The sequence below is a fragment of the Variovorax humicola genome, from assembly GCF_037889915.1.
GTDB lineage: Bacteria > Pseudomonadota > Gammaproteobacteria > Burkholderiales > Burkholderiaceae_C > Variovorax > Variovorax humicola.
Map to the genome: position 1 here is coordinate 111,951 of NZ_JBBKZV010000007.1, position 18,598 is coordinate 130,548.

Sequence of the window (18,598 nt, forward strand, 5' to 3'; positions counted from 1 at the left end):
GTAACGCTATCAACGGCTCCGGCTTATTTGCCTTTGCGTCATGGTGCTACCCAGCAGTTTCCTCCGGCTTTTTTCGCTTCCAGGCTTCCGCCTGCGCGATTCGGAGCAACGCCATACGAGCCGCGTGCGCCACGCGATGTTGTCATTGCTGCAGGTGCACGGCGGCCACGGCGTCCAGCGCGTCGCCCAGCGCGTGCGTTTTGCGGGCGATCTTGAAGCCCTCTGGTATTTGCGTCAAGACATGATGTCCGCGCTCAGCGAACTCGATGGCGAAGCCGCGGCACGCCGCCAGTTGCACCCCATCAACAGCATGTTCAAGGGCCGCCTGCCCGACACGATGGGCCCGCGCCCGCATCAGCGCTTCAACATGTGACCCTGCGGGCGCCATTTGCGCCCCTCCGTCGCTCAGTGGTGATGATGAGCATGACGGTGCCCCCAGACCATGAAGACATCGCGCCCGTCGGCCGCCAGTTCGACGTTGGCGCCGACCGGCAATAGCACCTTTGTCTGCACATGGCCGAACGGCAAGCCGGTCAACACCGGCGCCTTGAGTTGCGTGCGCAAGCGTTCGACGACCGATTGCAGGCTGAAGCCGCGATCGTTCGGCACCTTGCGGTAGCCGTTGAACTGGCCCATCAGGATCGCCTTCTGGCGCGCCAGCACGCCGGCGTGGCGCAGTTGTTCGAGCATGCGCTCGATGCGGTAAGGATGCTCGCCGACGTCTTCCAGGAACAGCACGCCCTTGTCGATCGTCGGAAAGTACGGCGTGCCGAGCAGGCTGGTCAGCACGCAGAGATTGCCGCCCCAGAGTTGCGCACCATGGATGCTGCGCATGCCGCTCGCAGCCTCGGCGTCGCGCGCCGGCAGGCGCCAGCCGGTGCCTTCGCCCTGCCCTGACAGCAGATCGTCGAAGCAGGCTTCCATGATGTCGTCCGCACCGCCTTCCGCGCCGAAGTCTTCCCCCACGGCAGGGCCCGACCAGGTCACCGCGCCGGTTTTCGCGAGCAGCGCGTTCTGGAACGCGGTGAAGTCGCTGAGTCCGACGAATTCGGTGCCATGCGCAATGGCCTTGGCGATCGCCTTGTAGGGCAGCGCATCGAGGATGCGAGTGAGGCCGTAGCCACCGCGCGAGATCAAGGCAATGTCGGCGCCGCTGGCGGCTGCACGGGAAATGGCAGCAAGGCGGGTGGCGTCGTCGCCGGCAAAGCGCTGGTGAACGGAGAGCGCGGCTTCGTCGATTTCAACGTCGTGGCCCAGGGCCCTGAGGCGAGCGATGCCGCGCTTGAAGGCGGCCTTGTCGCGCACCGCGCTCGATGGCGAAAAGATGTAGATGTGTTTTGTCACGGCGCGAAGTATCCCATTGCAACCTGCGCTGCCCGGGCCGCTTCGGCCGGCGCGAGGTCGCGCACTGCCCCGCGCTTGATGGGCCATGCGCGCAGGCCGGCCTGATGGCCCGCGTCGACGAACGGTGCGCGCCATGCCGCTGACGTTTCGTTCGCGGCCGGACGCGTTTCCACGGCCAGACAACCCGCGATCTGCACCTCCGGCAACGACGATGCGACGAGTGCGACCAGTGCCGCGTCTTCCGCGCCGTGAACCAGCAACACGCGCGGCAACGCCAGTCGTTCGACCCATTCCTGGATCACCGCCGCATGCCATTCGAGCGAATGGATCGACGCGCGCTTGGGCTTGTCGCTGCGACCGAAGCCGATCAGGTCGGGCACGAGCACGCGGAATCCGTCGTGCGCCGCGAGCCGCGCGATCAGGTGCCGATAGAGATAGCCCCACTGACCCGGTCCATGCAGGGCGACCACGGCAAGCGCCGCATCGTGCGGCCCTTCGTCGACGTAGTGCATGCGCAAGCCGCCAAGGCTGGCCAAGTCGTTCACGTAGTGCGCCGTCCACGGCCAATCCGGCAGGTCGGCGAAGCGGGTGTCGGGCGTGCGCAAGGCGTCGTCACGCAGGGGCTGGGCCTGATCGCGAGCCTCCAGCCGACGCGCACGAAAGAACTGCTGCAGCGGCGCGGCGCACTCCGCTGCGCACACACCGCCCTGCACCGATGTCTGATGGTTCAGCTGCGATTGCGAGAACAGGTCGATCACCGAGCCAGCGGCCCCGGTCTTCGGGTCGGATGCGCCGAACACCACGCGCGCCAGGCGGGCATGCAGCATTGCGCCCGCACACATTGCGCAGGGTTCCAGCGTCACGTAGAGCGTGCAGTCTTCGAGCCGATAGTTGCGGAGCACCAAGGCCGCGGCGCGCAGTGCATTGATTTCCGCGTGACCGCTCGGGTCGTTTTGCGCGATAGGGGTGTTGCGCCCGCTCGCGACCAGCACGCCGTCCTTGACCACCACGGCGCCGACCGGCACCTCGCCGGCCGCGCCGGCGGCGTGCGCCTCTGCCAGCGCGCGCTGCATCCAGTCGTCGTCCGTCATCGGGCTGCTGCCGAATCCGACGTCAGCATCTATTTCGCGTCATCCGGCAGCGGGCGTGGCTGCTGCATGGCGGCCTCGACCGACTGGCGCACCTGCTGCTGGATTTGCTGGCTCTGCTCGCGCACGTTCTGCGCGGGCGCGCCGGGGGCCGCGGGCGCCGTCGCCGGCACCAGGCTGCTCATCTGCTTCTTCACCAGCAGGCCGACGATCACCAGGGCCAGCACGAGGCCGACCAGTCCCAGGCTACGCATGCTGGGCTCCCGCGACCAAATCGAGTCGCTGCATCCACGCAGCCAACGCCTGCTCGTCGGGCGTGCCCTGGCTGTAGGCGGTATACATCGCCTCATGGGCCTCGCGGCGGTGCTGGTTGAGCTTGAGCTTGCATTGCCATGCAACCACTTTCAGCTCGAAGCCGACGATGCCTGCGAGCATCTTCAGCTGGAATTCTTCGCCAAGGCTTTTCCATTGCGCGGCGTAGGCGGGCTCGTGATCGGCGATCAAGCGCTTGAGCAATGCGTCCTTCTCCGCCGGCGATTCGATCAACCTGGCTTCGACGGTGCAATGCGCGGCCAGATAGTTCCAGGTCGGCACACGGGCCAGGTCGGGATACACGCTGGGCGACATGTAGGCGTGCGGCCCCTGGAATGTGGCAACGGCGCGGGGGCGCGCCTGCAGGTGGCGCCACGTCGGATTGGGCTTGGCGCAATGGCCCAGAAGGGAGAACCGTGATTCGTCGCGCACGTCGACCACCAGCGGCAGGTGCGTCACGAACGGCAAGCCCTCCTCATCGATCGTGATGAGGCTGGCGAAGGAATGTGCGCGCATCAACTCGATGGCGACGTCGCGGTTCTTCTCGTTGAATTGCGGTGGCAGGTACATGGATTTCCTGGGCGGGGTGCAGCGGACCCTAGTGTGCCAGCGGCACCGTCGCCTGCAAACGGGCCGTGCCCGAGGCAAATCTTCAACGCGCGCCGGCCGCCTTCAGCGTGGCGACCATGGCCGTGTAGCCGCGCACGGTCGCCAGTTGCAGCGGGGTATTGCCTTCCCGATCGGTCAACCGAAGGTTGGCGCCGGCCTTGGCCAGCAGCGTCAAAGTGCGCTGGTGCGCCGGGCCGCCATCGCCCAGCACGATCGATTCGATCACGGCCGTCCAGTGCAGGTTGTTCACATGGTCGAGCGGCGCACCGGCCGCGACGAGTTGGCGAACGACTTCGTCATGGCCCAGGTGCGACGCCGCGATCAGCGCCGTGCCGTCGTAGCGGCTGGTGATCTGGCGTGCGCTCGCACCGAGCGAAAGCAGCGTCCTCAGCGTGACCGGATCGTTTGCCACCGATGCGATGGTCACCGCGTCGTAGCGGTCGTCTTCCATGGCGTCGAGGTTCGCGCCTGCCTGCGCGAGGGCCCGGATCACATCGCCGTGCTGCGCGAAGGTGGCGACGTGCAGCGGCGTACGGCCGTGGCCGTCGCGCGCGTTCGTGTCCGCACCGGCCTTCAGCTGGGCGTTCAGCGATGCGACATCGCCTCGCCATGCGGCCTTGTGAAGGCCTTCGTAGGCTTGCACGTCGCTGGGGGACGGCGCCACCTGCGCCACCACAGGACCGGCGCACAGCAGCAGCAAGCCAAGCAGTGCGAACAGGCGGCGACGCATTCTCATCAGCCCAGCAGGCCCTTGACCTTTTCAAGCGCTGCGTTGGCGCATTGCTCGTCCAGGTTGCCACCCGGCGCGCCGCCGACGCCCACGGCACCGATGACGTCGGGGCCCGCCTTCACCGGCACGCCGCCGCCCAGCAAGAGCATGCCCGGCAGGTAGACCAGGTTGGCGCCGGCGGGGTTCTTCTGGGAGCCTTCCATCATGGCCTGCGTAGGCGACTTGGCCGAGGCAGATGTCCAGGCCTTGCGTTCGCTCGAAGCCAGCGTGTGCGGGCCGGCATTGTCGGCGCGTTGCACGGCGCGTACGGTGCCGGCGCGATCGACCACGGTGGCGGCCACGTTGTAGCCGTTCGCGGCGCAAGCCGCCACGGCGGCGGAGGCGATCTGGTTGGCCAGTTCGAGCGACATGTTCTTCTCGGTGCGAACCAGCGGCTGTGCTTGTTGCGCCGGTTGCGCTTGTTGTGCCTGTGCGCCGACGACCGCGAAAGCCAGCGCAACAGCGCCGAGACGAAGGGTGAAATGCATGTGAAATCTCCAGAGTGAAGTGACCGTGCTGGCACTGCGCCAACCGCTTCGCTACTGTAGAAAACACCCTGCCCCGCCGCTATTCGTAGGGCTACGCGCGGCGCTCCGTAGTTCTACGGAGCGGCCCGTTCGGCCAGCGCGGCATAGCGGCGGATCAATTGCGCCAGGGAGTCGCAATCGAGCTTGGCGAACAGGTTGGCGCGATGCGTCTCGACCGTGCGCGGCGACAGCGCGAGCGCCCGTGCAATCTCCTTGTTTGTCAGCCCGGCGACGATCATGCCGAGCACCTCCCGCTCCCGCTCCGACAACTGCGCAAAGCGGTCGCGCGCCGATTGGTCGGCCTGCGTGCGCTCGCGCGAGTTGACATGCTGGCGCACCGCGTGCTGCAGCGCTTCGAGCAGTTGCTCGTCGTCGACCGGCTTTTCCAGGAACTCCGCCGCGCCGGACTTGAAAGCGCGCCGGCACATCTCCACCGTGCCGTGGCCGGTCAGCATGATGATCGGCTGGTCGACAGCCTGGGCGACCAGGCGGTCCAGCACCGTGAGCCCGCTGATGCCCGGCATGCGCACGTCGAGCACGATCGCGCCGATGCCGCCGCGGTCGAACTCGTCGATGAAGACTTGCGGGTCGGACCAGGTCTGCACGCGCAGGCCCACCGTGCCGATCAGCAGCGCCAGGCTGTCGCGCACGGCCTGGTCATCGTCGATCAGGTGGATGAGGGGTGACAGCGGCGGATTCATGCGGGGGTTTGCGCCAACAGCGGCAAGCTCAGGACAAAGCGCGCACCGCGCGCCGCGGAGGGATCGGCCGCGAGCGCACCGCCCATCTCGGTGGCCAGCGATTCGCTCAGGCTGAGGCCCAAGCCAAGGCCGCCTTCGCGCGTGCTGTAGAACGGATCGAACAGGCGCGGCAGCGCATCGGCGGCAATGCCCGGGCCGCTGTCGCTGAGCACGAGCTGGCCCATCGCGCCTCGCGCGGCGACGTCGATCGCGATGCGGCGCTGTTCGGGCGGCATCGTGTCCAGCGCCTGCAGCGCGTTGATCAGGAGGTTGTGCACGATCTGCTCCAGCGCGACCGGATCGGCCAGCACGCGCACGGCGGCGCCGGGGTCGAAACTCACGCTCACGCCGCGCCGCGCGCACTCCGGTTCCAGCAGATACAAGGCGCTGCGCACCGCGTCCTGCAGCGCCACGGGTTCGCGGCGGCCGTGACGATCGGGCCGCTCGATGGCGCGCCGCAGCCGCGCCACCACCTCGGCCGCTCGCCGGGCCTGTTCGATCGCCTTGGCCATGGCATCGCGCGCGGTGCCGAGTTCGGGCGGCTCTTCGGCCAGCAGGCGCCTGGCCGCCTGGGTGTTCGCCAGCATGGCCGTGAGGGGCTGGTTGAGTTCATGCGCCATGCCGGCTGCCAATTCGCCCAGCGCATTCAGGCGGGCCACTTGGCCTAGCCGCAGCAATTCCTCGGCGCGACGCCGCGCCTCGCGCTGGCGCAGCAACATGCAGGCACCACCGAGCAGCAATCCCACGGCCAGTGCCCAGCCGGCCATCAGGAGCCAGGGCAACTCGCGCCATGCAACGTTTCGCTGTGCCACCACGTCGAAAGCCTGGCTCTCCGAAGCCAGCACCTTGTGGAAGTCGAAGCGCCAGCCCTTTTCGGTGATGCGGCCCGGCTGCACGATGAACTGCTGCAGGCCCTGTTCGATGGTGACGCGGGCGGGACTGGTCTTGGGGTCCATCGGCCAGTCACGCCACGGCACGGTGGCGTGCAGGTCGATGTCGAGCGCATAGCTGACCGGCTCCGCGCCGATGACCAGTCGATACCGGCCGCGCGGCAGGTCGACCTGCGCCAGTGCGGGCCGATGCAGGCTGCGCGATTGCGCCTCGGCCTCGCCCAGCGCAGCATCGGGCCACGTTCCGGCGAGCTCGCGGCGTTGCACTGAAAGGATCGACGGATAGACCGAGGTCAACCGCTGTTCGGGCGAATCGGCCGCGCCGGCGTTGCCGAGCAGCGCCAGCGTGGCCAGCACCGCGTCGTACTGCACGACCTGCTGGCTCAGCAGGCGATGCGCGATGCGTGCGTCGGTCTCGAACGCTTCCTGCAGTTGCTGCAGTTCGCTTCGCGCCAGCCATACCGCGCCGGCCGCGCTGGCCACAAGCCACGCGAGCCACCAGCCAGCGAGCGCGCGCAACCGTTGATTCATGGCTGCGGATTGTGCCTTTGCATCGGCGGACAGGAGGCGCGTCATGGATAACCAGAATCGCCGCGGCAAGCAAGCGCGATAGGCTCTGCGAGTCGGCCTCCCGGCGCCGATCCACCCACTTCGATTGACTGCGCCCCCCGGCGCCTGGGAGCTCTTACCGATGGACGTTCAACGTCATCTCGACGAACTGGACACGCAGGGTTTCACCGTCATCCCCGATTTCCTGAAAGCCGACGACATCGCACGCGTACGCGCCGGACTCGCGCCATTCCTCAGCAGCTACGCCGGGCGCAACAACTTCGAAGGCTTCAAGACCGAGCGCGTCTACACGCTGGTCGGACGCGGCCAGTGTTTCGAGGACATTGCCGAAGATCCGCGCGTGCTGGCGATGCTCGACAAGCTGCTCGCGCCCGGCTATCTGCTCACCGCCAGCCAGGCGATCTGCATCCATCCCGGCGAGACGCCGCAGCCGATTCACTTCGACGATTCGTTCTATCCGATCCCGCGTCCACGGCCGTCGATCAGCATCAGTACCATCGTCGCGGTGGACGCCTTCACCGCGGAAAACGGCGGCACCGAAATCATTCCCGGCAGCCACCGCTGGAGCGACGCGCAAATTGCCGGCATCTACGACGGGCACGATGCCGACTCCGCCATGCCGCCCTCGCTCGAATGCATGCTGGTGCCGATGGAAATGCCGGCAGGCGCCTGCGTCGTCTTCCACGGTACGCTGCTGCACCGCGGCGGCGCCAACAGGAGCCAGGCGCAGCGCCTGGCCTTCTCGAACCAGTATTGCGAACCCTGGGCACGCACGCAGGAGAACTTCTACCTCGGCGTTCCGCCCACGGTGGTACGCGAGATGTCGCCGCGCCTGCAGACGCTGCTCGGCTACGAAATCATGCCGCCGTTCATGGGGCACGTGACCGCATCGCATCCGACCAAGGTCTTGCGCCCCGACTACGTCAACGTCGTCGAGGCATCGCGGGCCTGATTGGGCGCGTTCGACGACAAAGAATCCATCCACTGACCAAGGGAGACAACATGGCACACATCCATCCTCTGGACCGAGTCATCGGCGACACCTGGCCGACGCTGGCAAGCGATGCGGAAGTGCGCGAGTTCGAAGCGGTGCCGTACGGCGAACGCATCGCCGCCACGAGCACGTATGAGGCGCTGCAGTTGGGTGCGGCCTGCGACCTCGACGCCCCGGCGCTGCTGTTCCTGCCGAACGCCGATCCCGACGAGACACCGTTGCGCGTCAGCCACCGCGAGTTCATCGGCCGCGTGACCCAGGCCGCGAACCTCTTCACCGAAGCGGGCGTAGGCCCGAACGACGTGGTGAGCTTCCTGCTGCCGCTGGTGCCCCAGGCCTTCTTCACGCTGTTTGGCGCGGAGGCCGCGGGCATCGCGAATCCGGTGAACCCGCTGCTCGAGGCAGGCCAGCTTGCGGACATTCTTCGCGCGGCCAACACCAAGGTGCTGGTCGCACTCGGCCCTGTGCCCGGCACCGACATCTGGGCCAAGGTCGAACGCATCCGCGAGTCGATGCCACAACTCAAGACCGTTTTCGTGGTCGGTGGCAGCGACGATGCTGCGCGCGGCATCCTCAACCTGGATGCCGCACTCGCACGCCAGCCCGCCGACAGGCTGACCGGCAACCGTCGCATCGCCGGTGGCGACACCGCCGCCTACTTCCATACCGGCGGAACCACCGGCATGCCGAAACTGGTGCGCCACACCCATGCCAACCAGGTCTATCAAGCATGGGCCATGGGCCTGATGCTTCGGCTCAGACCAGGCTGCGTGTTCCTGTTCGGGCTCCCGCTGTTCCATGTCGGCGGTGCGCTGACGCAGGGCCTGGCGACATTGACCTCCGGGGGCACGCTCGTCGTGTTGTCACCTGCGGGCTGGCGCAATCCGGCGTCCGTGCGCAACGTCTGGCGCCTGGTCGAGCGCTATCGCCCCGAAGTGTTCGGCGCTGTGCCGACGGTCATGGCGGCGGCACTCAACGTGCCGGTCGGTGGCGCCGACGTGTCCAGCCTGCAGCGTGCCGCGGGCGGCGGCTCCGCCATTCCGGTGCCGGTCGGCAAGGCCTATGTGGAGCGCTTCGACATCCCGGTGATGGAGGTTTACGGCATGACCGAGACCTCCAGCGTCCACCTCATCTCGTACGAGACCCGTCCCATCCGGATCGGCTCGGTGGGGCACCCGGTTCCGTACAGCCGCGTGCGCGTCGTCCAGCTCGACGAACAGGACCGTTTAGTGCGCGATTGCGCCGTCGACGAGATCGGCGTGGTCACGATGAGCGGGCCGGGCGTGTTCTCGGGCTACCTGAACGAGAGCCACAACCGGGGCGCGTTCGTGGCGCCGGGGTGGGTCAACTCGGGCGACCTCGGCCGCCTTGACGAAGACGGCTACCTGTGGGTTACCGGGCGCGCCAAGGACCTGATCATCCGCGGCGGCCACAACATCGACCCGATGGCAATCGAAGAGGTGTTCTTCCAGCACCCCGCCGTCGCGCTGGCTTCCGTGGTCGGGCAGCCCGATGCGTACGCGGGCGAGCTGCCGGTCGCCTACGTGCAGCTGAAGCCCGGGGCGATGGCCGATGAGGCCGAGCTGCGCGCCTTCGTCGCCGACCGCACCCCCGAGCGCGCCGCAGTGCCAGTAAACCTCTACTTCGTCGACAGCATTCCACTGACGGCCGTGGGCAAGGTGTTCAAGCCCGCGCTGCGCTGGGATGCCGCGGGCCGCACGGTCACGCAGATGCTGGCGGAGCTGGTTCCTGCGGGCAAGGCGCTGTCGGTGACAGCCGGACCCTGCCCGGTGCGCGGCAACCTCATCACTGTCAAGTTCGAAGGCGTGAGCGATGGCGAGCGGGACAAGCTCGGGCAGGAGGTCAGCGCGCGCCTGGCGCCGCTGGTGTGGAAGCACGAGATCGTGTGGGCCTGAACGGCATCGAGCTCTGCTAACCTTCGACTGGTATTCGAAGCGAAGCGGTCCGGCCGCAGTACGGCTCGAACGCAGCTATCTGTCCCGATATTGGAGAACCAGGTTGGTCAGCAAGAACACTATTTGTCTCTGGTACGACGGCACCGTTTGGAGGCCGCGAACTTCTACGCCGAGACGCTCCCGGACAGCGCGGTGAAAGCTGTCCATCGCGCACCTGGCGACTATCCCGCAGGCAAGCAGGGCGATGTCTTGACGGTCGAGACCTGAAAGGCCGCGATGCCGGCCCGGCACCCCATCGCCGAATGTCCGCGAAATGCGGCTAATCACTCCCACTCCATGACGCATGTCGCGCTTGCTGACGCTTGCCCGGGCGTGAGCCGCGACAAGGTCCTGTTGGTGCTGCGCGCGATGAAAACAGAAGGATCGGTCGCGTCGACTGGAAAGGGCCGCAGCGCCAAGTGGATCAAACTCGTCACTGGTATGGGATGAACAGGGAGAAGCATGCTTGACCGAAAAGGAGGCGGCAGCTTGCCGGCCGCCAACAACCCGGCCGAATTGTTCCGCCATGTCAGCGCCGAAAAGACCGTCCTCTACCGCCGCATCATGGACGTGTTCGCCGCCGCCAAGCGGCAGTACCGCCTGCAGCTGCGGGCCGACGAAGTGCTGGCCGAGGCACAGTGGCTCGACACTCCGCCGCGCATCGAAGAGGTCAATGCGGCGCTGACGCAGCTGGCCGATTGGGGCAATCTGCAGTCGCAGCCGGACACCGCTCGTGTCTCGACCCTCAGCGACTTCTATCGCGCCAAGTTCCTGTATCGGCTGTCGCTCGGCGGGGAAGCGGTCGAAGCCGCGCTTACTGCCTTTTTCCGGACCTTGCAGCACCGTGCCGAGTTGCAGACTGTCGCGCTGGAAGACATCGCCAGCAGGTTGCTGGCGTTGCAGAACCTGATCGATGCCGACACCGGCGGCGAAGGCGCCGACACCGCCAAGGTGCACGAGACCCTGCGCGACCTGGTGCGCGTGTTCGAGAGCCTGGCCGAGAACGCGCAGGCCTTCATGGCCGGGGTGGCGCGCAGCATCGAGCTGCAGCAGGCCGAAGCCGGCTCGGTGGTCGGCTACAAACGCCGGCTGATCGACTACCTCGAACGTTTCATGGGCGACCTGGTGCGGCGTTCGGATGCCATCGCCCGCCTGGTGCAGGCGCTATCGCCGCGTATCGATCCGGTGCTGCTGCGTGTCGCGGAACGCGAAGCGCGCGATGCCGCGCCGGGCGGCGAGCAAGACCTGGCCGACGAGAAGTTTCGCCGCTGGCAGGCCTGGCGCGAGCGCTGGAAAGGCCTGCGCGGCTGGTTCCTGCAAACCGGCCAGGAACCGCCGCAGGCCGAATTGCTGCGCGCCCGTGTGCGCGCAGCGATCCCGCAACTGCTGGGCGCGATCGCGGCAATCAATGAACGGCGCAGCGGCCGCAGCGACCGTTCGGCCGACTTCCGCATGCTCGCCGGCTGGTTCGCGGCCTGCGAGGATGACGGCGAAGCGCACCGGCTGTCGCGCGCGGCGTTTGCGCTCAATCCGGCGCGGCATTTTTCGCTGAACCCCCAGGCCGACGACAGCCTGCCGGCGAGCACCCCCTGGACCGATGCGCCGCCGCTGCAGATCAACCCGCGCCTGCGCGAGTATGGCGAGGCGGCACCGCGCGGGCCGCTGGCCAAGGTGCGTGACCGCAGCGACGAACGCCAGCGCATGGCCGGCCAACTGGCCGATGAGTCGCGGCAGGTCGAAGCGGCACGCCGGCGCCTGGCCACCGGCCGCGCAACGCGGCTGTCGGAACTCGGTGAACTCGACATGCACGCGTTCGGCCTGTTCCTGAATCTGCTGGGCGAGGCGCTGGCCGAGCAGCCGGGGCCGGAGACGGCCGTCGAACGCCAGACCGGTGATGGCCTTCTGCACATCAGGCTCGAACCGCTGGATGACGGCAGCCTGGCGCATGTCGTCACGCCAGCCGGCGTGTTCGCAGGCCGGGATCATCGTTTGACGATTACTCCGACGATGGAACTCGAGTGATGGTGACACGCCGAAACACCGGCAGCCAGCGCATCGGCGAGTTGCAGGCACGCCAGCAGCGCGACGAATTTCGCATCGGCTTGCGCGCCTTGCTGATGCAACCGCTAATGCCGCCCGCGCACGAAGACTTCCCCGCCGTACGCCGTCAGGCCGACAAGCTGCGCGAGTGGTTCGCGCGGGAAGCCGGCTGGGTGCTGCATGTCGAACGCGAAGGGGCCCGGCTCTACAAACGCCCCGCCGACCTGCAAGGCGCAACACGCGGCTTGAAGGACTTCGACCGCCGCCGGTATGTGCTGCTGTGCCTGGCCTGCGCCGTGCTGGAACGCGCCGACCCGCAGATCACGCTGCACCTGCTGGGCGAGCGTGTGATGGAGATGGCGACCGATCCGGCGCTCTTGACGCGGCAGTTCAGCTTCACCTTGCGCACTGCGGCCGAACGCCGCGACCTGGTCGCCGTCTGCCGCAGCCTGCTGGAATTCGGCGTGCTGCAGCGGGTGGCCGGTGACGAAGACGGTTTCGTGCACGACACCACCGGCAGCACGCAGTCCGACGCGCTCTACGACATCCAGCGCCGGATGCTGGCCGGCATGCTCGCGGCGGTGCGCGGGCCTTCCACCTGGGCCACCGCCGACGCGCCGGTGACACTCGACGAACGAATGCATGCGCTCGTCACCGAACACGTGGCCGACAGCGACGAAGGCCGCCGCACGGCGCTGCGCCACACATTGGCCCGCCGCCTGCTCGACGACCCCGTGGTCTACGCCGACGCGCTCGACGCCGAGACGCAGGCCTATTTCGCCAACCAGCGCGGTGTGATGGCCGCGCGCCTGTGCGATGCCACAGGCCTGGTCGCCGAACAGCGCGCCGAAGGCCTGGCGCTCACCGACGAAGCCGGCACGCTGACCGACGTGGCGATGCCGGGCGAAGGCACCGAGGCCCATGTGACGCTGCTGGTCGCCGAGCACCTGGCCGAGCGCGCCCGCAAGGAGGGTGCGGGCGCCACCAACACCGACGATGCGATCGCCGCTTTCGTGCGCGGCGCCACCGAACGCTACGGCCGCTTCTGGCGCAAGTCGGCGCGCGAGCCGGGGGCGGAACGGGAACTGGCGCAGACCGCGCTCGAGCGGCTGCAGAAACTCGATCTCATCCGGCGCGACGCGGACCGCGTCTATGCGCTGCCCGCCATCGCCCGATTTGCACTCGGCGACGCCGAGGTACAAGCGACCGCGCCACGCAGCCGTCAATCCAGCGGCTCGCTGTTCTGACCCCGTTGTTCCGCCCCATGACTGACAACATCGTCGACATCCCATTCGAAACCCAGGAGGCCACCGACCGCCCGGCTCTCCCCGAGCCCCAGCGCCCACGCTGGCAGCCGCTGCGGCTCGGCCTGGTCGAACTGTTCCACTACGACAGCGAGGAGTTCTGGTTCCGCGACGGCCACCTGCTGCTGCGCGGCAACAACGGCACCGGCAAGTCGAAAGTGTTGTCGCTGACGCTGCCCTTCCTGTTCGACGCGAACCTGCGTTCGTCGCGCGTCGAACCCGATGGCGACAACGGCAAGAAGATGGCCTGGAACCTGTTGATGAACAGCTACCCGCGGCGCATCGGTTATGCCTGGATCGAGTTCGGCCGCGTGGCGGAAGACGGCACGCCGCGCTATCTGACACTGGGCGCGGGCTTGTCGGCAGTGGCGGCGCGCACGCAGGTGGAAAGCTGGTTCTTCATGCTGGAGCAAGCGGAACGTGCCGGACCGCGCATCGGCCGCGACTTGTGGCTCACCAACGACCAGCGCGTGGTGCTGACGAGGGAACGCCTGCGCGACACCCTCGAAGGCCGGGGCCAACTGTTCGAGTCGGCGGCCAGCTACCGCCGCGCGGTGGACGAGCGCCTGTTCCACCTCGGCACGCGGCGCTACGACGCCCTGATGGACACGTTGATCCAACTGCGCCAGCCGCAGCTGTCGAAAAAGCCCGACGAGGCTGGCCTCTCGCATGCGCTCACCGAGGCGCTGCCGCCGATGCCGCAAGAGCTCCTGACCGACGTGGCCGAAGCCCTGAACCAGCTGGAGGAAGACCGCCGCCAGCTCGACGAACTCAAGGGCCTGGCGAAAGCGGTCGAGCGCTTCGACCAGCGCTACCGCGTCTACGCCGGCATGCTGACGCGCCGCCAGGCGCGTGAGTTGCGCCAGGCGCAGACCGACTTCGACAACGCGAGCCAGGAACGCAACCAGGCGCAAGCCGACCTGCAAGCCGCGCTGACTGCCGAAGCGCAGGCGCAGCAGGCCCAGGAGCAGGCCGACCGCACACTGGCCGCGCAACGCGCCCGACAGGAAACCTTGCAGTCCGATCCGATCAACCAGGATGCAAACCGGCTCGAAGGCGCCGAAAAAGAAGCCCGCAAGCGCCGGGAGGCGGTGAAGACGGAACAGGCCGATTGCGACCACGCCCGCAGCCGATGGGAGCGCGAGCAGCAGGCCGGCCGGCAAGCCGCGCAGCGTGCGACGCAGGCCGAGCAAACATTGCTGGCAGTGCGCCATGAAGGCGCGGCGCATGCCGACGGCGCCGGCGTGGACGCGGCGTTTGGCGAGAACCCACTGGCCGCGCTGGCGCCGCCTGCGCTGGCCGACCTCGCAGCGCGCGAGTTCGACGCGGCGCCCGCCGCGCTGCGCAGCGCGGTGGCCGCGCGCCGCGACCAGTTGGCGCTGCTGCACCGCCGCCACGGCGAACTGCATCAAGCCAGCCTGGCGCTGGCGCAACGGCAGGAGGCGCAGCGCGAGCGCCAGGGCGAGCTGGAACAAGCGGCAGAACGCCGCAACGAGGCCGATGCGGCCGCCGAAGAAGCCGGGCAGGCGCTGGTCGAAGCCTGGGGAACCCACACGGCGAACCTGGTGCAGCTTCGCTGGGACGACGACGCCCCACTGGAAGCCCTGAACGATTGGGTGCTGCTCGCCGATCCAGGTAGCGACAACCCCGCCCGGCTGGCCTTGCAAGCGGCGCAGCAACAAACCAGCGTGCGTCACGCATCAACGCAAGTCGCCCTCGGCACGCAGCGCGAAACGCTGCAACGCGAGCGCGAAGCACTCGAAGCCGAGCGTGAGCAACTGAACGCCGGTCGGGATGCGGAACCGCCGCGGCCGCACACACGCACCGCCGACAGCCGCAACCAACTCGCCGGCGCGCCGCTGTGGCAACTCGTCGATTTCCAGGATCACGTGGGCAGCGTGCAGCGCGCTGGCCTCGAAGCCGCGCTCGAAGCCTCGGGCCTGCTCGACGCCTGGGTCACGCCCGACGGCGCGCTGCTCGGCGCCGAGGAAGGCAACCCACCATGGCTCGACACCCAATGGGCCCGGCGCCCGCCAGCGCCCGGCGCATCACTGGCCGGCTGGCTGCGGGCCGACGTGCCCGCCGAAGCCACGATGCAGGCCGCTACCGTCGAGCGTCTGCTTGCCAGCGTAGCCTGCGGTGGCGAAAACGATGCTGCCGAAGCCTGGGTCTCGCCGGAAGGGCGCTTTCGCCTCGGGACGCTGGCAGGCGCCTGGCAAAAGCCGCAGGCGGCCTACGTCGGTCATGCCGCCCGCGCAATGGCGCGCCGGCAGCGGCTGGAAATCATCGCGCAGCGCTTGACCAGCCTGGATGCAGAAAGCGCGGCCGTGGCGCTCCAGTTCGAACAACTCGAGGCCGACCAGCGACAGGCCGAACACGAATGGCGCAGCGCCCCGTCAGATCAGCCGCTGCGCCAGGCGCTGATACACACCGCCGCCTGCGCCCGCGAATTCCAGACCGCCCGCACCCGGCAGGGCCAGGCCGAGACCCAGTGCCGCGAGGCCGAGCAGAACCAGCACGCCGCGCGCGAGCGCCTGCAGCGCGACGCCGCCGACATGCGCCTGCCGCTGGCCGCCGATGCGCTGGCCCCCGTCGAAGCTGCGTTGCAAGCGTTCAACGACGCGCAATACCGGTTGGTGCAGGCCGCGCAGGAATGGCGGCGTGCGCAGCCCGAGCTGCTGTTGCAGCAGTCGCGCGAGGCCGAAGCACTGGCGCAACGCCAGGAGCGCGAAGAAAGGCTCGCCGCCAGCCGCATCGAAGCCGAAGAAGCGCAGGCGCGCTTCGAGGTGCTGCGCGAGACGGTCGGCGCCCAGGTCGATGACTTGCGCCGGCAACTGGCGCAAGCGCGCCAGGCCGTGCAGGCATCCGACGTGGCCCAGCGTGCGGCCACCGAAACGCGCCGCCTCGCCGGCGAAGCCCGCGCACGCACCAGTGCCAGGAGCGAAAGCGCCGAGGGCACGCTGAGCCAGCGCACCGCAGCCCGCGCCACCGCCGTCGCGCGCCTTCAGCACTTTGCCGACAGCAGCCTGCTGTCGTCCGCGCTGCCCGACATCGAACTGCCCGACCTGCGCAGCACCTGGACCATCGATCCCGCACTGACGCTGGCGCGCCGCATCGAGCACGCGCTGGCGCACATCCGCGACGACGAAGCCGGCTGGACCCGCGTGCAGCGGCAGATCACCGAGGATCTGCAGGAACTGCAGCGCGCCCTGAGCGCGCTCGGCCATCAGGCGCCGGCCGAGCCCAGCGACTGGGGCTTCGTCGTGCACATCATCTTTCACAGCCGCCCGGAGCGCCCCGACCAGCTCGCGTTGCGGCTGGCCGACGACATCCGCCAGCGCAGCGAACTGCTCACCGCGAAAGAAAGCGAGGTGCTGGAAAACTACCTTCAGGCCGAGATCGCGGCCGAAGTGCAGCGCCTGCTGCGCGCGGCCGAAACGCAGGTGCAGGCCATCAACCGTGAGTTGCACAAACGCCCGACCTCCACCGGCGTGCGCTACCGCCTGCTCTGGCAGCCGCTGGGTGAAGACGAAGGTGCGCCGGTCGGGCTCGAGGCCGCGCGCCGTCGTCTGCTCAACACCAGTGCGGACCTCTGGTCGGCCGAGGACAGGCGTGTTGTCGGCACGATGCTTCAGCAGCGCATCAAGGCCGAACGCGAGCGCGCCGATGCCGACGCGGGACGACATGCGAGCGACGGCGGCGGCAGCATGGTCGACCAGTTGGCGCGTGCGCTCGACTATCGCCGCTGGCACCGCTTCCGCGTCGAACGCCTGCAAGACGGCCAGTGGCGCAAGCTCTCGGGCCCGGCCTCCAGCGGCGAACGCGCCCTGGGCCTGACGGTACCGCTGTTCGCCGCCATCGCCAGCTTCTACAGCCAGGGCAGCAACCCGTGCGCGCCGCGCCTGATGCTGCTCGACGAAGCCTTCGCCGGCATCGACGATGCGGCGCGGGCGCACTGCATGGGACTGATCCGCGAGTTCGACCTCGATTTCGTGATCACCAGCGAACGCGAGTGGGCGTGTTACGCCGAACTGCCCGGCGTGTCGATCTGCCAGCTGCAGCGGCGCGAAGGCATCGATGCGGTGTATGTCTCGCGCTGGACCTGGGACGGCCGGGCCAAACGGCGCGAGGACGATCCGGACCGGCGGTTTGCGCCCGCATGAATCGCATGGACCCACGCCTGCAAAAGCTGCTCGGGGGCGACGAACTGGCTGGTTTGCGCCAGCGTCTGCGCCGCCATTTTGAACGGGCCGAACCGGGCGCAGCGCCGGGCCTGCTACGCCTGGGCTCCCTGGGCGCCGCGGAACGTGAAGCTCTGGCGCTGCTGACGGGGCGCCCGCCGCGGGAGGCGAAGTCGATACAGATCGATATCTCGCTGCTCGACGCCACATTGCGCGACGCCGGCATCGCGGGCTCACTGCACCATGCGTTGGAACAACTCGACGGCCCTATCGTGCACCTCGCGTCGTTGCGCGCGGTAGCGCGGGCGAGTTGGTCCGCCGTAGCCGCGGCCTGTGTCCACCCCGCGCTCGCCGGCTATTTGCAGACGCCCACCACGCTCGGCTTGCTCAAACGCCTGGCCCGGCAGGACATCTCAGCCGCCCAGCGCCTGCTGGAAGCGGCCGATGCCGTGCTGCGCCGTCTGCCAGCCGGCGGCGTGGCGCGTGCTCAATTGGCGGCCGAAACGCTGGGCAACGCCCATGCGCTGGACAACGGCCAAGCCGCCGCGACACTGGTGCTGGCCACATTGCGCCAGATCGAAAAAGACCAGCCGAATGCCGGCGATCCCGATGACGCACTTGACGAGCGCACCCGTGACGTTTGGGCGCGGGCCGGCGTGCTCGTCAACGAACTCGCTCGACCGGCACTGCTGCTGAATCTGCCGGTTCAGGCCGACGAGACACCGGTGTGCGCGCCCGGCGAACCCGCCTACTTGTCACTGCGCCGCCTGCTGCGCACGCCGCCGAGATGGGCCGTGGCCGGCCACACAGTCTTCGTGTGCGAGAACCCCAACCTGGTCGCCATCGCCGCCGACCGGCTGGGCATGGGTTGCGCCGCGCTGGTGTGCACCGACGGCATGCCGGCGGCGGCGCAGCGAACGCTGCTCACTCAATTGGCCCAAGCCGGTGCCCGCCTGCGGTACCACGGCGATTTCGACTGGCCTGGCGTGCAGATCGGCAACCATGTGATGCGTGCCTGGCGCGCAGTTCCCTGGCGTTTCGGTGTCGCGGACTACGAAGCGGCGGCGGCATGCGCCGCGCATACCCGGCGCGATCTGGCCGACGGCTGCATCGCCGCGTCATGGGACGCCGCACTGGCCCCCGCGATGCAGCGCCATGGCCTGGCCATCGCCGAAGAGGCCGTGGCGGCGTCCCTGTTGGGTGATCTTCGGCAAGACTGAATCCCGGGAGGTGTCAGGGACACTGGGTGCTGTTCCGCCGAAGCGGCCGGATGGT

The 18,598-nt window shown here is 68.4% G+C and carries 16 protein-coding genes and 1 pseudogene; 9 read left to right on the plus strand and 8 right to left on the minus strand.

The window, feature by feature from the left end; translation table 11 throughout:
- The first annotated feature begins 40 nt into the window (after positions 1–40).
- Positions 41–373 (plus strand): hypothetical protein, encoded by a 333-nt coding sequence (locus WKW80_RS14590; RefSeq protein ID WP_340364290.1) that lies wholly within the window; start codon positions 41–43, stop codon positions 371–373.
- Between the two features lie 32 nt (positions 374–405).
- Here WKW80_RS14590 and WKW80_RS14595 read toward each other — a convergent pair whose 3' ends face one another.
- The 8 genes from WKW80_RS14595 to WKW80_RS14630 all read right to left on the minus strand — a co-directional run bounded on the left by WKW80_RS14595 (position 406) and on the right by WKW80_RS14630 (position 6,810).
- Positions 406–1,344, minus strand: coding sequence for an LD-carboxypeptidase (locus WKW80_RS14595; RefSeq protein WP_340364291.1), 939 nt, complete (start codon positions 1,342–1,344; stop codon positions 406–408).
- Positions 1,341–2,435, minus strand: a complete 1,095-nt coding sequence (gene tadA, locus WKW80_RS14600; protein WP_340364292.1) for a tRNA adenosine(34) deaminase TadA — start codon at positions 2,433–2,435, stop codon at positions 1,341–1,343. Before tadA ends, WKW80_RS14595 begins: the two co-directional genes overlap by 4 nt.
- A gap of 29 nt (positions 2,436–2,464) precedes the next feature.
- Positions 2,465–2,686, minus strand: a complete 222-nt coding sequence (locus tag WKW80_RS14605; protein WP_340364293.1) for a hypothetical protein — start codon at positions 2,684–2,686, stop codon at positions 2,465–2,467.
- Entirely contained in the window at positions 2,679–3,314 is a 636-nt protein-coding gene (locus WKW80_RS14610) for an FMN-binding negative transcriptional regulator (protein WP_340364294.1), read from the minus strand. Before WKW80_RS14610 ends, WKW80_RS14605 begins: the two co-directional genes overlap by 8 nt.
- 82 nt (positions 3,315–3,396) lie before the next feature.
- A complete protein-coding gene (locus WKW80_RS14615) occupies positions 3,397–4,083 on the minus strand; it encodes an ankyrin repeat domain-containing protein (RefSeq protein ID WP_340364417.1) in 687 nt (228 codons plus the stop codon).
- Positions 4,084–4,088: 5 nt separating this feature from the next.
- Positions 4,089–4,610: a GlcG/HbpS family heme-binding protein gene (locus tag WKW80_RS14620; protein ID WP_340364295.1), complete on the minus strand. Its 522-nt coding sequence runs from the start codon at positions 4,608–4,610 to the stop codon at positions 4,089–4,091.
- 113 nt (positions 4,611–4,723) lie between these two features.
- Positions 4,724–5,350: a response regulator transcription factor gene (locus WKW80_RS14625; protein ID WP_340364296.1), complete on the minus strand. Its 627-nt coding sequence runs from the start codon at positions 5,348–5,350 to the stop codon at positions 4,724–4,726.
- A complete protein-coding gene (locus WKW80_RS14630; protein WP_340364297.1) occupies positions 5,347–6,810 on the minus strand; it encodes a sensor histidine kinase in 1,464 nt (487 codons plus the stop codon). The genes WKW80_RS14625 and WKW80_RS14630 overlap by 4 nt, the downstream gene beginning before the upstream one ends.
- Positions 6,811–6,970: 160 nt before the next feature.
- On the opposite strand from WKW80_RS14630, the gene WKW80_RS14635 reads away from it, so the two are divergent.
- From WKW80_RS14635 to WKW80_RS14670, 8 genes and pseudogenes are all read left to right on the plus strand, one after another.
- Positions 6,971–7,801: a phytanoyl-CoA dioxygenase family protein gene (locus WKW80_RS14635; RefSeq protein ID WP_340364298.1), complete on the plus strand. Its 831-nt coding sequence runs from the start codon at positions 6,971–6,973 to the stop codon at positions 7,799–7,801.
- A gap of 50 nt (positions 7,802–7,851) precedes the next feature.
- The gene (locus tag WKW80_RS14640; protein ID WP_340364299.1) at positions 7,852–9,759 is read left to right on the plus strand and encodes an acyl-CoA synthetase; all 1,908 of its coding nucleotides are present in this window, start codon (positions 7,852–7,854) and stop codon (positions 9,757–9,759) included.
- A 103-nt stretch (positions 9,760–9,862) separates the two neighbouring features.
- Positions 9,863–10,020: pseudogene (locus WKW80_RS14645) on the plus strand (VOC family protein); the annotation flags it as partial.
- 75 nt (positions 10,021–10,095) lie between these two features.
- Positions 10,096–10,248 carry a hypothetical protein gene (locus tag WKW80_RS14650; RefSeq protein WP_422822907.1) on the plus strand — a complete coding sequence of 51 codons (153 nt, stop codon included), beginning with the start codon at positions 10,096–10,098 and terminating at the stop codon, positions 10,246–10,248.
- 12 nt (positions 10,249–10,260) lie between these two features.
- Positions 10,261–11,820 carry a TIGR02677 family protein gene (locus WKW80_RS14655; protein WP_340364300.1) on the plus strand — a complete coding sequence of 520 codons (1,560 nt, stop codon included), beginning with the start codon at positions 10,261–10,263 and terminating at the stop codon, positions 11,818–11,820.
- Positions 11,820–13,085 carry a TIGR02678 family protein gene (locus WKW80_RS14660; RefSeq protein WP_340364301.1) on the plus strand — a complete coding sequence of 422 codons (1,266 nt, stop codon included), beginning with the start codon at positions 11,820–11,822 and terminating at the stop codon, positions 13,083–13,085. Before WKW80_RS14655 ends, WKW80_RS14660 begins: the two co-directional genes overlap by 1 nt.
- A 17-nt stretch (positions 13,086–13,102) precedes the next feature.
- A complete protein-coding gene (locus WKW80_RS14665) occupies positions 13,103–17,305 on the plus strand; it encodes a TIGR02680 family protein (protein WP_340364302.1) in 4,203 nt (1,400 codons plus the stop codon).
- Positions 17,302–18,543, plus strand: coding sequence for a TIGR02679 family protein (locus WKW80_RS14670; protein WP_340364303.1), 1,242 nt, complete (start codon positions 17,302–17,304; stop codon positions 18,541–18,543). Before WKW80_RS14665 ends, WKW80_RS14670 begins: the two co-directional genes overlap by 4 nt.
- Positions 18,544–18,598 lie beyond the last annotated feature (55 nt).

Coding starts and splice junctions, on each gene's coding strand:
- WKW80_RS14590 (WP_340364290.1), top strand. CDS start 41: ATGGTGCTACCCAGCAGTTTCCTCCGGCTTTTTTCGCTTCCAGGCTTC.
- tadA (WP_340364292.1), bottom strand. CDS start 2,435: ATGACGGACGACGACTGGATGCAGCGCGCGCTGGCAGAGGCGCACGCC.
- WKW80_RS14605 (WP_340364293.1), bottom strand. CDS start 2,686: ATGCGTAGCCTGGGACTGGTCGGCCTCGTGCTGGCCCTGGTGATCGTC.
- WKW80_RS14610 (WP_340364294.1), bottom strand. CDS start 3,314: ATGTACCTGCCACCGCAATTCAACGAGAAGAACCGCGACGTCGCCATC.
- WKW80_RS14615 (WP_340364417.1), bottom strand. CDS start 4,083: ATGCGTCGCCGCCTGTTCGCACTGCTTGGCTTGCTGCTGCTGTGCGCC.
- WKW80_RS14620 (WP_340364295.1), bottom strand. CDS start 4,610: ATGCATTTCACCCTTCGTCTCGGCGCTGTTGCGCTGGCTTTCGCGGTC.
- WKW80_RS14625 (WP_340364296.1), bottom strand. CDS start 5,350: ATGAATCCGCCGCTGTCACCCCTCATCCACCTGATCGACGATGACCAG.
- WKW80_RS14630 (WP_340364297.1), bottom strand. CDS start 6,810: ATGAATCAACGGTTGCGCGCGCTCGCTGGCTGGTGGCTCGCGTGGCTT.
- WKW80_RS14635 (WP_340364298.1), top strand. CDS start 6,971: ATGGACGTTCAACGTCATCTCGACGAACTGGACACGCAGGGTTTCACC.
- WKW80_RS14640 (WP_340364299.1), top strand. CDS start 7,852: ATGGCACACATCCATCCTCTGGACCGAGTCATCGGCGACACCTGGCCG.
- WKW80_RS14650 (WP_422822907.1), top strand. CDS start 10,096: ATGACGCATGTCGCGCTTGCTGACGCTTGCCCGGGCGTGAGCCGCGAC.
- WKW80_RS14655 (WP_340364300.1), top strand. CDS start 10,261: ATGCTTGACCGAAAAGGAGGCGGCAGCTTGCCGGCCGCCAACAACCCG.
- WKW80_RS14660 (WP_340364301.1), top strand. CDS start 11,820: ATGGTGACACGCCGAAACACCGGCAGCCAGCGCATCGGCGAGTTGCAG.
- WKW80_RS14665 (WP_340364302.1), top strand. CDS start 13,103: ATGACTGACAACATCGTCGACATCCCATTCGAAACCCAGGAGGCCACC.
- WKW80_RS14670 (WP_340364303.1), top strand. CDS start 17,302: ATGAATCGCATGGACCCACGCCTGCAAAAGCTGCTCGGGGGCGACGAA.